Source organism: Reticulibacter mediterranei, assembly GCF_016587455.1.
Genome location: NZ_BNJK01000001.1, coordinates 3373069 through 3389487, shown reverse-complemented (window position 1 = coordinate 3389487; position 16419 = coordinate 3373069). Strand labels below are relative to the sequence as shown.

At 54.3% G+C, this 16419-nt stretch carries 13 protein-coding genes and 1 pseudogene; all 14 read right to left on the bottom strand.

The window, feature by feature from the left end:
* Positions 1 to 481: 481 nt before the first annotated feature.
* Positions 482 to 1435 (bottom strand): annotated as a pseudogene (ftsZ, locus tag K3T83_RS57890) (cell division protein FtsZ); the annotation flags it as partial.
* Between the two features lie 125 nt (positions 1436 to 1560).
* Positions 1561 to 2796, bottom strand: a complete 1236-nt coding sequence (gene ftsA, locus K3T83_RS14440; protein ID WP_220203670.1) for a cell division protein FtsA — start codon at positions 2794 to 2796, stop codon at positions 1561 to 1563.
* 93 nt (positions 2797 to 2889) lie between these two features.
* On the bottom strand, positions 2890 to 4140 hold the full coding sequence (locus tag K3T83_RS14435; protein WP_220203669.1) for a cell division protein FtsQ/DivIB: 1251 nt from the start codon (positions 4138 to 4140) through the stop codon (positions 2890 to 2892).
* A complete protein-coding gene (gene murB, locus K3T83_RS14430) occupies positions 4137 to 5162 on the bottom strand; it encodes a UDP-N-acetylmuramate dehydrogenase (RefSeq protein WP_220203668.1) in 1026 nt (341 codons plus the stop codon). Before murB ends, K3T83_RS14435 begins: the two co-directional genes overlap by 4 nt.
* On the bottom strand, positions 5159 to 6685 hold the full coding sequence (gene murC / locus K3T83_RS14425; RefSeq protein ID WP_220203667.1) for a UDP-N-acetylmuramate--L-alanine ligase: 1527 nt from the start codon (positions 6683 to 6685) through the stop codon (positions 5159 to 5161). The genes murB and murC overlap by 4 nt, the downstream gene beginning before the upstream one ends.
* On the bottom strand, positions 6682 to 7842 hold the full coding sequence (locus tag K3T83_RS14420; RefSeq protein ID WP_220203666.1) for a UDP-N-acetylglucosamine--N-acetylmuramyl-(pentapeptide) pyrophosphoryl-undecaprenol N-acetylglucosamine transferase: 1161 nt from the start codon (positions 7840 to 7842) through the stop codon (positions 6682 to 6684). The genes murC and K3T83_RS14420 overlap by 4 nt, the downstream gene beginning before the upstream one ends.
* A gap of 9 nt (positions 7843 to 7851) precedes the next feature.
* Positions 7852 to 9516, bottom strand: coding sequence for a putative lipid II flippase FtsW (gene ftsW / locus K3T83_RS14415; protein ID WP_220203665.1), 1665 nt, complete (start codon positions 9514 to 9516; stop codon positions 7852 to 7854).
* A 136-nt stretch (positions 9517 to 9652) separates the two neighbouring features.
* Complete coding sequence (locus tag K3T83_RS14410; RefSeq protein WP_220203664.1) at positions 9653 to 9970, bottom strand: hypothetical protein; 318 nt, start codon at positions 9968 to 9970, stop codon at positions 9653 to 9655.
* A 56-nt stretch (positions 9971 to 10026) separates the two neighbouring features.
* A complete protein-coding gene (locus K3T83_RS14405; protein ID WP_220203663.1) occupies positions 10027 to 11778 on the bottom strand; it encodes a peptidoglycan D,D-transpeptidase FtsI family protein in 1752 nt (583 codons plus the stop codon).
* A 57-nt stretch (positions 11779 to 11835) separates the two neighbouring features.
* Complete coding sequence (locus K3T83_RS14400) at positions 11836 to 12264, bottom strand: septum formation initiator family protein (RefSeq protein ID WP_220203662.1); 429 nt, start codon at positions 12262 to 12264, stop codon at positions 11836 to 11838.
* A gap of 77 nt (positions 12265 to 12341) precedes the next feature.
* Positions 12342 to 13331 carry a 16S rRNA (cytosine(1402)-N(4))-methyltransferase RsmH gene (gene rsmH, locus K3T83_RS14395; RefSeq protein ID WP_220203661.1) on the bottom strand — a complete coding sequence of 330 codons (990 nt, stop codon included), beginning with the start codon at positions 13329 to 13331 and terminating at the stop codon, positions 12342 to 12344.
* A gap of 26 nt (positions 13332 to 13357) precedes the next feature.
* A complete protein-coding gene (gene mraZ / locus K3T83_RS14390; protein WP_220203660.1) occupies positions 13358 to 13765 on the bottom strand; it encodes a division/cell wall cluster transcriptional repressor MraZ in 408 nt (135 codons plus the stop codon).
* Between the two features lie 371 nt (positions 13766 to 14136).
* Positions 14137 to 15669, bottom strand: a complete 1533-nt coding sequence (locus K3T83_RS14385; RefSeq protein WP_220203659.1) for a sensor histidine kinase — start codon at positions 15667 to 15669, stop codon at positions 14137 to 14139.
* Positions 15669 to 16346, bottom strand: coding sequence for a response regulator transcription factor (locus tag K3T83_RS14380; RefSeq protein WP_220203658.1), 678 nt, complete (start codon positions 16344 to 16346; stop codon positions 15669 to 15671). Before K3T83_RS14380 ends, K3T83_RS14385 begins: the two co-directional genes overlap by 1 nt.
* Positions 16347 to 16419 lie beyond the last annotated feature (73 nt).

The following is a 16419-nucleotide window of genomic DNA, read 5'->3' as shown; positions in this document are numbered from 1 at the left end:
CACGAACCTTTTGTCGTGGCTGTGAGGGTCGTGGCAATGGCTGGGCCTCCGATTCGGGAACCGGTACGGTAGGTGTTTTATGCCCGGTCTCCAGTGCCGCTTCTTTCTCTAGCGAGAACACCTCTTCGTCAAAGTCGTTGAGGGCCGCTGGCTCACGTGGAGAAAGCGGTGGCGGTGTGACAACTGGCTGGCGGCCGGTATCGCTCATGATCTGCTGCGGCGGTGTTCCATATTGCTGGCTGCGTGACTGTTCGCCCTGCTGCATAGGATTGGTTGGCGAATTTGCCATACCGACCGATTGCGGCGTGACCGGTGGTGGCGTGTAGCTCTGTGGCTGCGACGCCGCACGCGGGACGCTTGACGAGGGCGTGCTGCCATTGTTGCTGTTGCTTACTGAGAGGCGGCTGCGGTCGTAGTCCGAGCGTGTTGCAGTGTATGGATGCATCATATGCGCAGACGTGGCCTGTGGCCGCGCGGTTCCTCCATCGAAGCCAGTGGCGATGACCGTGATTTTGACTTTGCCGTCGAAGGTGGGGTCTTGTACCGCACCAAAGATGATGTTGGCCTCTGGATGGGCGGCGCGACTGATAATATCGGCTGCCTCGCTCACCTCCAGCAGTGTCATATCCATACCACCAGTGATGTTGAAGAGGACGCCGCGAGCACCGCTGATATCGATATCGAGCAGTGGGCTGGCAATCGCGATATTGGCCGAGTCGATGGCACGTGTGTCGCCGCTGGCCTCGCCGATAGCCATCAGCGCAGACCCGGCAGTGGACATAATGGTCTTCACGTCGGCGAAGTCCAGATTGATGAGTCCGGGCACCGTAATCAGATCACTGATGCCCTGGATGCCCTGTCGCAGCACATCGTCGGCGAGGCGGAAGGCTTCGGAGAGCGGCGTGCGCTTATCGGCGATCTGCAAAAGGCGATCATTGGGCACGGTAATCAACGTGTCCACATGTTGCTTCAGGTTGGCGATCCCCTCTTCGGCGGACAGTTGGCGCTTCTTCCCTTCAAACTGGAAGGGCTTGGTCACGACGCCGACGGTGAGCGCGCCAACCTCACGGGCGATCTGGGCGACAACCGGGCTGGCTCCAGTGCCGGTGCCACCGCCCATGCCAGCAGTGATGAAGACCATATCAGAGCCTTTGAGCGCTTCGTAAATTTCTTCCGCGCTCTCTTCGGCAGCTTTAGCGCCAACGCCAGGATTGCCACCCGCACCGAGGCCACGAGTCAGCTTCTCGCCAATGCGAATGCGATGTGGCGCTTCAGTCTGCAAGAGTGCCTGGGCATCAGTATTGATGGCAATGAACTCAATGCCCATCATGCTGGCCTGAATCATGCGGTTCACAGCGTTGCTGCCACCGCCACCAACACCGATCACACGGATCTGGGCGAAGCCTTCAAGTTGATTATTTCCCATTGGTAACATAAATTCGTGGCCCCCTTTCAAGTCTCTACTTTTATAGAACGAACGAATGAGCCATTCTGCACTTAACTCTCCACTGATCAAAGTAACGCGAGCTATCTACGCTGTCTATAAAGTAGAAACCGGGTCTAAGGAATAAAAGCACGTAGCCAGCGGCCGAAACGAGATAATACATCTGGCGATCCTTCGTCTTCAGGCTCGTCTTCCTCGATCATCAACGAGGTGTGGCGTAAACCCCACAGGAGCAGACCAACGGCGGTTGCATACGCTGGTCTACTGATCGAGTCGGCCAGCCCATGCAGACCGAGCGGAGAACCGATGCGTGCCGGAAGATCGAGGATCTGCCCCGCCAGTTCGTCGATGCCGGGCAATTCTGCCGTACCCCCGGTTAAGACGATGCCTGCCGGCAATAACCCATCATAGCCCGATTTCTTGACCTCTTCATGGACCATTGCAAAGAGTTCTTCGACGCGGGCCTGAATGATTTCTGCCAGCAGCTTGCGCGGCACGAGATCGTTGCAATCTGGCATAAACTGTGACAGGTCGATCATATCGTCTTCATCGATCAACGATGGGTCGCAGTGTCCGTAGGTGACTTTCAGTTCCTCCGCAACACCAAAGGGCAGCCGCAAGCCAATTGCTATGTCGTTGGTAATCTGATTCCCTCCAAGTGGTAACGCGACGGTTTGCCAGATGGCTCCATCGGTGTAGACGGCGATATCGGTTGTGCCACCACCAATATCAACCAGCACTACGCCGAGATCGGTTTCACCGTCGGCCAGTACAGCTTCTCCCGATGCCAGCGGTTCCAGCACCAGATCCTCAATCTCTACATGCGCCTTATGTACGCACTTGATTAAATTATGGATCGCGGAGACTGCACCCGTGATAATATGCGTCTCCACTTCAAGGCGGAAACCAGACATACCGATAGGGTTCTTAATATCTTCCTGCCCATCAACAACATAACCGCGCGGAATAACATGGATAATTTCGCGGTTGGCGGGGATCGCAATCGCCTGAGCGACCTCAAACGCTCGACTGATATCGTTTTGCTCAATATCCCGATGGCTGGGAGAGATGGCGACGAATCCCTTGCTATTCTCTGAGTCGATATGGCTGCCCGTTATGCCTACATAAGCTGAGACGATTTTCTTTCCTGATAGGCGTTCTGCACGATCTAGCGCCGCTGCTATTGAAGTGACGGTCTCTTCAATGTTCACCACCACCCCACGGCGCAACCCCTGTGAAGGGCAGGTGCCAACGCCAACAATATTCAGCTTCCCGTCGCGATCAAGCTCGCCAACCAGGACACAGATCTTTGTTGTTCCTACGTCGATGCCGACGATCACCCGCTCTTGCACGATATACGCTCCTATTGGGCGGTACACTTGTGAGACGCACTACGAATACCGTTTGAACACGATCCGTTTTCGTGTCCACTCCTACATCATCCTTCATGACTTTATTGTGTAGACTGGATGCAGCCCGTAACGCACATCTATCGTGGCTAAATGCTGCTCCTGCTTCTTCCCTACTAGTAGTATCTGTTGCATTGCAATCAGCCTGTTTTCGAGAGGATTGGCATCGGCGGCGCTTCCCAGATAAGCAATCCAGCCATCAGGACTCTCTACAACAAATGTGCCCCGCGTTTCAGATCCGCTTGTTGTACCAGGATATATTGTACCATCATATCGTAATTTAAACGTATTAATGCCTGTCACTTGCGGTAGCCGCTCGAATACGTGGAGTGCGAATGAGACATCCGCCGCGTTCAAGTGCGTGCCTGCATGCAATGGCTGGATAGTACTACCCTTTTGTCCTTTATTTTTGTCCGTTGTATTCACCCCCGCCTCCACCACCCTCAAATGGTCTGCTCCTTGTGTCTGACTGGCCGGGGCGATCACGACGCCCTGGCTATCCACGCTGTACGTTCCCGCCGGCGTTTGCCAGAGCAGCACCGGTTTGCGCTCCGTCACCACGACCGTCAGTTGGTTTGGCCATTGCTTGCTCACGCTGGCTGAGGCGACCAGGGGCAACGTTTCGACGCGCTCTTTCATGGATGGGATGTTGGCCAGGAAGATGTTGTCTCCCTGGATGCCCATCTTCTGAATCGTGTGGATCAGCGCGTCGTTCTTTGTGCCTGTGACGTTGACCTGTTCGATACGAAAGGCATTGCTGGAAAACACAAAATTTATTGCCAGGCCGAGACCGATCAGGCCGACTACCGAGCCGAGTATGCGCCAGAGCCAGCCCCGGCGAGGCCCTCGTCGTCCGCTGCGTGTCGGCACTGAGGAACTGCGATGAGATGATGGCAGCGGTCGCCGCGTGCCGCGCGTGCGTCCGATGGTTGCCCATGAGCCTGTGCGGGCATAGGTGCGCGCCTCCAGCCTGACATGGCTTGTCGCTGCCGTCCCTTTACGAGCGGTCGCTCTTCTCCGGCGCTCCTGCCGTTGCGAAAAGGCGTTCCATGCCGTTGAGGGATCGGTTTTGGGCACGGTCACGATGCGCTGACGTGGACCCTGGTTGGCCAGGATCTCTCTCTTCACTTCGGGCGTCTCTTCTTTGCCAACAAATGCCCTCTGCTCTGGTAGCCCTTTTCTCTCTATGTGTTCTACTTTCGCAGACGCCCTGGAACCCTCCTTTGGCAGCTGCCTCTTGTAGGTGTGTGATGCGATCTGCTCCGGTAGTTTTTTCTTCTGTGTCATGGTTGCGATACCTTCCACTCGCCGCGCAGTTCGACTTCCAGTTCCAGGTCCACTCCAAACTGTTCGCGTACGCGGTCATGTGCCTCTCGAATAAGTGCCGCGACATCTGCGGCTTTTGCTCCTCCTACGTTAACGATAAAATTTGCGTGGCGCTCTGAAAATTGCGCCTTCCCATACATCTTTCCCTTCATACCTGCCGCCTCTATCAACCGCCCCGAATAATCTCCCGAGGGATTCTTGAACACCGATCCCGCGCTCTGCTGCGGCGGTTGTGTTCGCTTGCGATGTTGTTTTCGCTCTTCAATCAGGCGACGCAGTACGTTCGGATCTTCCCGATGCAGGCGAATCCCCAGTTGCATGATAATCTCTGCCGGTTCTATCAACAGCCTGGGGGCTGCTACAGGGTAGCCCTCTGCGTCAAATTGCACTCGCCGTTGCGCCCGAAAACGACTGTGACGATAGCCAAGATCAAGTTCTGCCAGCGTATAGCGCCGCGTGGTTGGTGCTACCGGTTGCTCCTCACAGCGCGAGGCATCCAGCGTCTCAACCCATTCCAACACCTGGGCGAGATCGCTGCCGTGTGCGCCCGCGTTGCTGATGACGCCACCGCCGAGCGTTCCGGGGATGCCGGGGCCGAACTCTAAGCCTCCCCAGCCTGCCGCTGCTAACTCGTTGAGCAGTCGCGGCCAACTGACGCCCGCGTGGGTTATCAAGAGTGCCGTATCGTTGCTACCATCTTCAATGCTATAGCCATTCATTGCTATTCGTGCTACGATGCCGCGAACTCCTGCATCAGCGTAGAGGACGTTGGTTCCGTTACCTGCCAGAAGCAGGGGCCAGCGTCGTTCTGCACACAGCGTCGTCAGCCCAATCAGGTCATCGCGACTATCTAGCGTGACCCAGATATCGGCGGGACCGCCGACGCCAAAGGTGCAGTGCCGGGCCAGTGGCTCGTTACGCCGTGCGCGTTCCCCAAAGTGAGCGTGCAGTTCGGTATATGCAGTCTCGGCATCGAACGTCATAGTGTTTCCTTCCCGGTCAATGTAACATGTTGCAATAACTTTTCTGTCACTGTATAGATATCTCCCGCGCCCATGATGACGACAATATCGCCCGAACGTAATTTTTGTTGGAGCAGGTTGATGGTCTCCTGCAACGTTCCTCCATACAACGCCTGCGTCCTGCCCTGAGAGAAGTGAGGGCGTTGTGCCATTGCTTCTACCAGTTCACGGGTATGCACGAGACCTGTATTCTGTTCACGAGCAGGAAAGATATCGGTCACAATAGCTTTATCTGCCTCATCAAATGCGTGTAAGAATTGCTCAAAAAACGTCTTTGTTCGACTATACATATGTGGTTGATATACCGCAATCAGTCGCCGTTCTGGATAGCGCTTGCGCACAGCTTCCAGAGTGGCAGCAATGGCTGTTGGATGGTGGGCATAGTCATCTACCAACAAGAGATCCGTCAACTCCTGCCCGTTGAGCAGGAGAGAACCCTGATGGCGGATTTCAAAGCGCCTGCGCGTACCTCCGAAGCTTTCCAATGTTCGCACAATAGTATGGGCATCGACCCCGACTAGATGTGCAACGGTCAGGGCTGCCAGCGCGTTCTCGATGTTATACAAACCTGGAAGTGACAGATGAATCTGCTGCTCTCCCAGTGGAAAGTCTCCTGGCAAGGCTGTCCTGACGCGGAAGCTGGTCTCTCCTTCCAGCCGCACATCGTACGCCGTGAAGGTGCTATCGACATTCCCTTGCAACCCTATCTGCTCCACCGCCTGCTTACTCTCTTTGCTCTCTATATGATAGAACACGACTCTCCCGCCCCAATCGTTGAGGCGATTATGCAGCTCCAAGCAGCCCGGACTATCGGCGTTTAGTACGAGAGTCGGCGGTACAGGCCAATCACTCTGCATATCCATACCACGAATAAAATGCTCAAATGCGGCCAGAAATGCCTCATAATCGGGGAAGAACTCCGGGTGTTCAAATTCAATCGATTTCACCACCGCCACGCGTGGATGATAGTGCCAGAAATTATGATTGAATTCGTCGGCCTCGTTGACAAAGTAGTTCCCCTTACCAAGACGATAGTTCGCACCGAAGCGAGGAACGACGGCTCCGATCTCACACATCGGGTCCAGTCCCGCATCCACCAGCATCAACGAGAGCATAGCCGTTGCCGTTCCCTTGCCATGCACACCGCTGATGGAAAGCACACATTTGCCGCGCATCAGTTCTCCCAGCACTTCCTGCCAGGTGATGATGCGTATGCCCCGTTGCTGCGCCGCGACCAGCTCCGGGTTGTGCGGATCAAGCGCAGGCACTGCCGGACTGATAACCAGCATATCGACATCGGCCAGATGGTCTGCGCTATGCCCGATCTGCACCGGGATGCCAGCCTTTTCCAGTGCGCGAGTTGTCGCGGATGCCTGCCGATCACAACCTGTGACCATTGTATCCCCGGCTATTGCCGCCATCTGTGCCACCGCCGAAATTCCTTGACCACCTATACCCATGAAATGCAAATGTGACTTTTTCAAATGTTCAACACCTCATGCTGTGATGTTTTTTCGACCGGATTTTTTGCCATCTTCACAATAGTTTCGACAATCTCGTGCGTCGCATGGAGCTTTGCCAGTTGTCCGGCTGCTTTTGCCATTGTTTGTAAACGATCAGGAGAGTCGATAATAGAGTTTATACGTTCTACAAGTGTTTCAGACTTCAGATCACTATCGAGTAGCAATGTTGCCGCCTGATGCTGCTCAAACATGCGTGCGTTGATCTCCTGTGGCGAGCCACCGAAGCCCGGCGGCAGCGGCACAAGAATGGCTGGTTTTTGCAGCACCGCCAGTTCGCTGAGCGTTGATGCACCTGAGCGACAGAGTACCAGCGAGGCCGCCTGCATTGCCAGCGGCATCTCATCCGACATATACGGCACCAGACGGTAGCGCTGCCTCGTCTCCGCGTCCAGCCCGGCCATCGCGCTCTCGGCCAGCGGGCGCGTCTCCTCAAAGAGCGTCGGTCCACTGATATGCAATACCTGACAGCGAGGGAGCAGCGTTGCCAGTATCTGACAGGTCGCCTGATTGAGGTGGCGTGCGCCACTGCTGGCCCCCGTGACCAGGAGCAGGGGCAGGTTTGGATCGAAGCCCAGGGCTGCTCGCGCCTGCTCTGGCATTCTTTGCCGCACGTCAAGAATTGCTTGCCGTACCGGATTGCCCAGGTGCACCGTTTTCTGTGCAGGGAAGTACTGAAGCGAGTCCACGAAGGCAACGGAGATACGCGTTGCCTGCGGTGCGATCAGGCGATTCGACAGGTTGGGCGACACGTCCTGCTGATGGATCAGGAGCGGCACGCCATTGATTCGGGCCGCGATGCCAGCCGGGACCGCGACATAGCCACCGCTGGTAAAGGCCACATCGGGACGGAAGCGGCGCACAATGCCTACCGCCTGCGCCATTCCTACCGGAACACGCGCCACACCAACCACTGTTTTCCACGCGATGAAGCGCTGCAACTTGCCAGCCTTCACCGTCAGCAGGCGAAAACCCGCTTCGGGAACCAGCTTCGTCTCCATTCCGTCATCGCTGCCTAGATAGAGAATGTCGGCATGATAGGTGTCGCGTAACAGTGTGGCGACCGAAAGGGCGGGATAAATATGACCTCCGGTGCCTCCGCCCGATATGAGAACTCGCATAGACCCCCTTTATCTGGACGCATGTGTCATTTCCTGATGCGTCTGCTTCGTCTGTTCTTTTGTATTTGCAATATTCAGTGTTTGTGTAATAGCGCGCCGGGAGAGTGCTGGCGTCTCCGGCACTTGCATATAACGCGAGATATTGAGCAACACACCCACTGCTGCCAGTGAGATAACCAGGGCTGTGCCGCCATAACTGATAAAGGGCAGAGGCACGCCGGTATAGGGAATAGAGCCGGTTGCCGCCGCTATATTGATAATTGCCTGCAAGACAAGCCAGGTGGTGATGCCTGTTGCCAGCAATGCGCCATAGACATCCTGTGTGCGCCTCGCTAGCCGGAAGCCACGAAAGGCCAGGAGCAGAAACAGAACAACGATAGTTGTACAGCCTAGAAATCCCAGTTCTTCGCCGATAATGGCAAAGATCGAATCGATATGTGGGAAGGGCAGATAGCCTGTTTTTTGGCGACTCGCGCCCAATCCCACGCCCAGCCAGCCGCCCGATCCCAATGCTAATAATGATTGATATAATTGCAAATTAATGCTGGTAATGTGATCGAATGGATCGAGAAAGCCCAGCAAACGATAGAAACGATAGCCCTGAAATGCCTGTGTCAGAAAAATCAATCCACCGCATGCTACCGCCAGCAAGAACTGAACAATGTTGGCTCCGGCCGTAAAGAACATTGCCGTCGCCAGGGCCGCGATAATGATAGCCGTACCCATGTCTTTTTGCAGGAGTACCAGCCCCAGGATCATTCCGACCAGGATGACGAATGGGGCCATGCCATAGAGAAACGAGCTAACCTGCCGACCTTTCCGCGCCAGCCAGTCCGCAATATACAGCGCCAGCGCCAGTTTTGTGAGTTCGCTGGGCTGAAACGAGAACGGGCCGAGCGTGATCCAGCGCGACGCCCCATAGACGTTGGAGCCAATGAACAGCACCGCAACCATTAAGGGAAGCGAAATGGCCAGTCCAATCAGCGAGAGCCGCCGCCAGTAGCGATAATCGATGCGCATCGTAATCAGCATGGCGATGATGCCGAGCAGTCCCGATAAGAGCTGGCGCTGGAAAAAGTACGACGGATCGCCATAGTTGGCTGCCGCCAGAAACGAGCTTGAACTGTAGACCATAATCAGTCCAACGCAGAGCAGGGCCATGACAATCATCAGCAGCCACGAGTCGATAGGACCGGCGACGCGCGGCAGATCCATTTCTAAGGACGAAAGTTTCTGCTGCTCCTCCTTACTAATAACCTCTACCGGCTCTCCGGGCAGATCCATTGTACGCGTGCGCGGCGGATGTGACGGCCAGTTTTCTACCACCCGTGATCGCTGCTCAACCCGGGCGTAGACGTTGACCGCGCCATGTCGATTCTTGCTGTTCGGCAAGCTCTTGCGGGGTAAGCGGCGTCTCTCGTCTATCCCCTCGGCCTGAAAGCTTATCCGTCCCATGTTGGCTCTGCGCCTGGTCGTCGTTTCACCTGTGCGGCGCAAACGGGACGACGCGGAACGCTTGAGGCCATGCCGTTCCAGCCGCTCCTGATCTTCGGCCGATTTGAGAGCAGGCGAGCGCACAATAGGAGGAGAGTAGCCCTTGAGCTTCTCGCCTCTTCTGGTTGTTTTTGCCCCTTTACCCGCGCCACTTCCTTGCTTGAACCTGTCCTGTCCCATGCGTTCCTAGTTCCTATGCCTGGTGTCAGAAGAATAGCCTGTTCAGGTATGTTCTTCTTGACGTAGAACATAATTTCCAGTATACTGCCAGTAGTCCTTTGAAGAAAGAACGAAGGCTGCAACTGCTTGCATCATGTTATTCGCTACTTTGCTCATCGTTGGCCTGGTTCGATTGTTCGCGCATAATTGCCAGCATTTCTTCAACATCCTGCTCGCTCATGTGCAGATGTAGCTGTTCCAGATCGACCATCTCGATCCCTTTAGCATGGAGTAGTCGGCTCCAGGGATCGCTTTCCAGCGTTGGAATAGTGGTGGTTTCCTCTTCTTTCTCCGATGTTGTCTGATCGGTTGCTTCTGGTTGTCCGGGCTGGTTTAGTTGTCCCCCCAATAATTCTTGCCATACCGGACTTAAATCGCTGTACTCCTGTTTTTTGTCGTTACGATCTTTTTGCACTGTTGTACCCTCTTCACGTGTTTCCCCAGGGACACGTCCTATTGGTCTCTCAATTATCAGTTCCCCGGTCGATCAGGCGCAATTTGATAATGTAACATCAATTGTTGCCCGACATATTTCCATAGGGGGGCCGCCGCCGTACCACCAAAGATATTGTCCTGCCCCTGTGGTCGATCCAGTTTGACCAGGATCACAAACTGCGGATTCGAGGCAGGGAGAAAGCCTGCTATCGAAGCCTCGGTCTGATCGTCAGCAATGCCTTGCGTCGTTGCCGTTCCCGTTTTGACTGCGACGCTGTAGCCAGGGATCGTGGCTTGCTGATTGTAATCAGCGGCACTCACCAGCATGCCCGTCAGGGTTTTCGCTGTTTTGGCGCTGATTACCTGGCGCTGTACCTGGGGCTGCGTCTGCGTCTTCTGTCCATTGTTGTCAATCGACTGGATCAGATAGGGACGCATCAGAGTGCCACCATTTGCAATTGCCTGATACGCCATCGCAACATGCAATGGCGTGGTTTGGATGGACTGTCCGAACGATTGACGCGTCAGGTCGCTCGGGGTCCAGCCCGGTGTGCCAGGTACACGGTAGGTATAGTTTGATTCTGGATAGCTCAAATGTGTCGGCTGATCAAAGCCAAAGCGCTCAAGATAAGGATAGAAGCGATCAGGCTTCAGAATATTATGAGCGACAATGGCTGCGCCGACGTTGGCAGAATGCTCCAGAACACCGGTCATTGTCTCTTTGCCATAGGCTCGATTGTCCCAGTTGGTGACGCGCGGCGCATCCGGGAAGTCCACATACCCCGGATCATTGATCGTGAGATCGGGGGTGATCAGCCCCTGATCGAGCGCTGCCGCCATCGTCACGGCCTTCATGACCGAGCCTGGTTCATAGCCGCAGTTGAGCGCCGGATTAAAGTAGACGCTCTGCGTGCCCAGGCAGCCTACTTTGTTGTAGTATTTGCTATAGTCATTGGGATTAAACGTCGGTGCGCCGGCCATCGCGACGATTGCTCCCGTGCGTGCATTGACCACAACTATGGAGCCACCTTGAGAATGTAACGCCTGTACACGCTCTTCCAGGGCTGTCTGGGCCAGATATTGAATCATGCTATCAATTGTTAAGGTAAGATTGGCTCCCGGGATTGCCGGTTGGTCCGCACTGGCACCTACAGTGAGTGCGTTTCCATTGAGATCGGTTTCCGCCGAAAAATTGCCGGGCGTGCCAACCAGTTGCTTGTTGTATGTTTTCTCAACGCCATACACGCCTCCTACACCGTCCTGAACGTATCCCAACACCTGCGCGGTCAGCTCTTTTGATGGATACGTTCGCCATGCGCGCGGCTCCAGAAACGTGTAGGGCAATTGCAGTGTGCGGAGTTGCTGGCTCTGCTCTGGCTCAATTGCGCTCGCTATGCGCACCGTTCGTTGCTGCGAGGCAAACGCGGAGCGTAGCTTCTCTTCTGAGAGTGCTGGCAACACCTGATGGAGTTGTTGCACAACTTTTTGTAACTTCGCCTGATACTGATCCGCGTCGGGATAATCGCCAAGAAATTGGATCGGTTCTATGTATACATCGTCTCGAATGATATTGGTTGCGAGAATACGCCCCTGTGCATCATAGATCAATCCACGCGGCGCGTTGAGTACTTCGCTCTGCGTGTGCTCGTCATTGGCGGCGCGTGAGAGGCGATCAGATTGCAACACTTGCCAATAATAGAGGCGACCAATCAGGCCGAAGAGAGCGGCGCAAACCAGCAGAAAGATGAACATTTGCCGCTGACGCGCACGCCTCAGTTCGATACTCATCGTTCTGCCTCCTTTCATGGTGGTTTCGGTTTGCCACCCGCCTAACGGCCGGGTTTTTTATGGTTTGTTTGGTTGCGTCTGATTCTGGTTAGGAATCGGCTCCACATGTTGTACGATAATGATCTGGAGCGCCTGCGGATCGGCAGCGATTAATCCCTGCTTCTTCGCCTGTTCTGCGATGTAGGCGGGGGATTGTTCCTGCGCAATCGTATCTACCAGATCCTGATTTTGCCGCTGTAACTCGGCCTGTTTGCTATGTATCTCCTGCAACTTCTGATTGGCGGCAACGGCCTGCCCAACCTGGCTCAGATAGAGTACAGCCATCAATCCCACCAGGAGTACGCTCGTAATACACAGCGTGACCGATCCCATTCGGAAGAAGAATGGATGGAGTTGTCGGCGGTGTTGTGCGGCCCGGATAGGCTGTAACGCTGGCTCTGGTGGTGCCGCGTCTTCATCTTCCAGGTGCTCTGCCGGGTTGTACATACGCTGCGTTCCTTCAAGCAAGATGGTGAGGTGCAAAGGCACCTTTATATGTGACGCACTACGAAGCGATGAGTAGCTCAACGATTGTCTGTTGCAACAGCCTCGGCGACGCGCAATTTGGCACTACGAGCGCGGGGGTTCTGTTCAACCTCCTGCTCGGTTGGTGTCAGCGGGCGAGGCGTTAAGATGCGTAACCGCGCCTTGTGACCACAGATACAGACAGGCGTTCGCGGTGGGCAGATGCAATCTTTTGCCTCTTGCCGCATGAACTCTTTGACGATCCGATCTTCCAGCGAGTGAAATGCGATCACTGCCATCCTCCCGATTCCCTCTCCTCGCATGCCATTGATTGTCTGTGTGTTCAATATATCTAGTATGGATGGAAGCGCGACCGTCAATTGCTCCAATTCCTGATTGACTGCTATTCGTAGTGCCTGAAACACTCGTGTTGCTGGATGAATGGTGCCTGGTTTAAAAGGGACACCGGCTGCAACGAGGGCCGCGAGTTGCGTTGTGCGTGTAATAGCTCCCTTTTCCCGCGCATTCACGATACGGCGTGCGATCTGGCGAGAACGCCTCTCTTCTCCATAGCGCCAGAAAATATCAGCCAGTTCCTGTTCGCTGGCACTATTGACCAGATCGGCAGCTGAGACGGGGCGCGTCCGGTCGAGTCGCATATCCAGAGGACCGTCTGCACTGAACGAGAAGCCGCGCTGAGGATTATCCATCTGGTCAGAGGAGAAGCCCAGGTCCAGCAACACTCCCTGCACAGAAGTAAAACCTGTCTGGCGTGCAATCGTTGTCAGGTCGGCGAAGTTGCCGTGTACCAGCACCAGCCTTCCATTGCGTACATACTCAGATAGGCGCTCTCTCACTCGATCCAGCGCCTGTTCATCAGTATCGATCCCCAGAACTCTCCCCTCGGGTGCTGAACGCTCAAGAATTGCTGCTGTGTGGCCTCCTCCGCCTGCTGTTCCGTCAATATAGTGACCGCCGGGCGAGGGTTGTAGATAGTTCAGTACCTCGTCTGGCATCACAGATATATGCTGTGAATGAACACTATCCATTAGAGAATAATTTCTTATCTATAAGATTAAAAGGGAATACTGCTTCCCTCAGCATCCAGTTTTTCTTGATACTCCTGCCAGGTGGCGCGGTTCCAGATCTCAAAATGGTCGCGCACCCCGGCCACTGTGACCTCAGTTGCCAATTTTGCATAAGCTCGCAGGCGGGGTGGTATGACCATCCGACCCTGCGCATCCAGTTCGATTTCGCTGGCGCTTGGATAGATGCGTCGCTCGAAGTCCCGCAGGTCGTCGCTCGACATGCCAGCTATCAGTTCATTTGATTTCTCTTCCCAGCGACTCATAGTATACACCGACAGGCAGGCTCCCATTCCCTTGCTAATCACCGCTCCCTTGTCCAGTTGGGCGCGAAATTTTGCCGGGACCGCCATTCTTCCTTTTGCGTCGATGTTATGCTCATATTCGCCAAGAAACATAAAAAACCGTTATACCTTATCCAATGATGAGCCTGTACCGTTCTTGCAACGGTTTCCATCCCAGAAACTCGCCGCTGATAGGAAAGACTCACCGCTTTACCCCACGTATCGAAAAAATGCTCCACTTTGCCCCACTTTGCCCCACCCCATTGTAACACTTTCGGGGCATGTCGGAAAAGAGTGTTATCCACCAATTTTCATTATCATAGTGGATAACTTGTGGATAACTTCTCTTCTCTAAGGGAATACTAATGTAGTATAAGTTTTATACGCATAAGACTTTTGCTGTAGAAACGTTGTGGCGAGGTTGATTGGCACGAAAACGAGACATCATCCCCCTCACATTTTCTCGTTTTCGTGCCAATCGATAATTACGAGGGGATTTTCTCTCTCGGCTTCTCCATACTGGGTAAAGGGCTGTCAGGTCTGCTCTCTGTCATTGGCAAACGTACCGTAAAGGTTGAGCCTGAGCCAGGCTCGCTTTCTGCGCTGATCGATCCGTCATGCGCGTAGACGATCCATTTGACGATAGCTAAACCCAGGCCGCTACTGCCGCCTTGAGAGGAGTGGGCGGGATCAACGCGGTAGAAGCGCTCGAAGATGTGGGGGAGATGCTCTGCTGGAATACCGATGCCCGTGTCGATGACGCGTAAACACGCCTCATGTGCCTCTTCTGTGAGTTGTAGTGTGACATACCCACCGGGATGGGTGTATTTGATAGCATTATCCACCAGATTCATCATCATCTGGATCAGCCGCCCTTCGTTTCCTGGCACGATAACAGATGTCGTTATCTGCTTCTTGATGGTGATATTGCGCTCCATTGCCAACGGTTGCGCGTTGATAAGCACCGCATTTATTAGCATATCTAGATGAACAGCTTCTTGCTGAAGAGCCGTTTCCCCTTCATCGACCCGCGCCAGCAGCAAGAGATCGCTAATCAGGGAACCCAGGCGTTGGGCCTCAGTATTGATATTGCTGAGCGTGGAAATATATTTTTCGGCGATTTGCTTCTCGTTGGTGAGAGACTTCAGGAGTGCGACATCCGTAAGGCTGCGAATCGCGGCAACGGGCGTGCGCAGTTCGTGAGAGGCATCAGCAACAAAGCGTTGTTGTCGCATAAAAGCCTGATCCAGCTCCTCAAGCATTTCGTTCAGTGTCAGGGCGAGACGGTGAACCTCGTCGTGTGTCTCTGGCAGTGGAACGCGGTGATGCAGGTCGCCCTCTTTGATGCGTTTCGCAGTACGGATGAGGCGATCAATCGGCCGAAAGGTGCGCGATGCCAGAATATAGCTGCCGATGGCACTCAAGCAGAGGGTAATTGGTGCCAGGATCAGAAAATCGGTGAGAAGACTGGCAAGAGCAACTTTGAACTGCGTTAGCGAGGCTCCCACCTGGATGATAGCAATAACTCGTCCGTCTTCCATCAGTACCCGGCTATAGATACGCACGTTTTCGCCATTGGCTCCCCTGACGTTTCCTTCCCAGGGCGTGCCATGTAGTGGAAGATCGATGCTCTCCTGTGGCACTATCAGATCCTCGAACATGGGCGTGACCCCAACCGTATGCCCTTGAGCATCGAGGACGCGCGCCAGCGTGTCGGTGTTGACATCCGCGTCGTTGCCCGGTTGCATAGGATCATCATGGTCATCTTTATCGAAACCCGGTAGTTCGTCGGTGTTATTATGAAAGATAATGATGCCATGTTCGTAGCTAATATCATCGGCTACCTGATGCGAGCGTATGCGCAGAGCGGTGTCCAGAGTACTGATGAGTGTATTTTGCAGATGCACATAGAGGAGAAAGCCGGAGCAAGATATCAGCACTGCGAAGACCAGCGTATACCAGATCGTCAATTGCATGCGCAGGCTGGGACGATGAAGCTGCGATAGTGTAAACTTCATCAGAGTGGCTCCTTTAAGACGTAGCCTGCTCCTCTCACCGTTGCGATAATATCTGGTTCGCCGTCGGCACAAAGCTTGCCACGTAATACACTGACATATACATTGATGACGTTGGAATAGTGGTCCGCTTCCAGATCCCACACATGCTCTGCAATCGTTGTGCGGCTCATCACCTGATGCGGATGATACATAAGAAATTCTAAAAGCGCAAACTCTTTTCCGGTCAGCAGAATATCGCGCCCTCCCCGCTGGACGACACGCGAGACGGTATCTAAGGTCACATCCATGAATTGGAGTCTGGTTGTCTTTACGGCTCGGTTGCGGCGCAAGAGCGCTCGAACGCGTGCCTCGAACTCCTGAAAGGCGAATGGTTTCGTTAAATAGTCGTCGCCCCCAGCATTGAAGCCCTTGATGCGGTCTTCAACGTCGCCCAGAGCAGTTAAAAAGAGAATGGGCGTGTGGCTGCTGTTGTCCTGGCGGAGTTGCTGACACACTTCCAGTCCATTACGGCGAGGAAGCATAATATCCAGAACAATCAGATCGTAGTGAACCACGCTGCCCAGTTCGTAGGCTTCTTCTCCGTTCGTCACCAGATCAACGGCATAATAGCATTCTTCCAGACCTTCTTTGAGTGAAGAACCAAGCGTAGGATGATCCTCAGCCACTAAAATGCGCATTCCTATCTCCTCTTTTGGGTGAGCCGTCCACGAGTCGTGCAGCACTCCAGCAGTTAAGATTTCTTTATCTTGA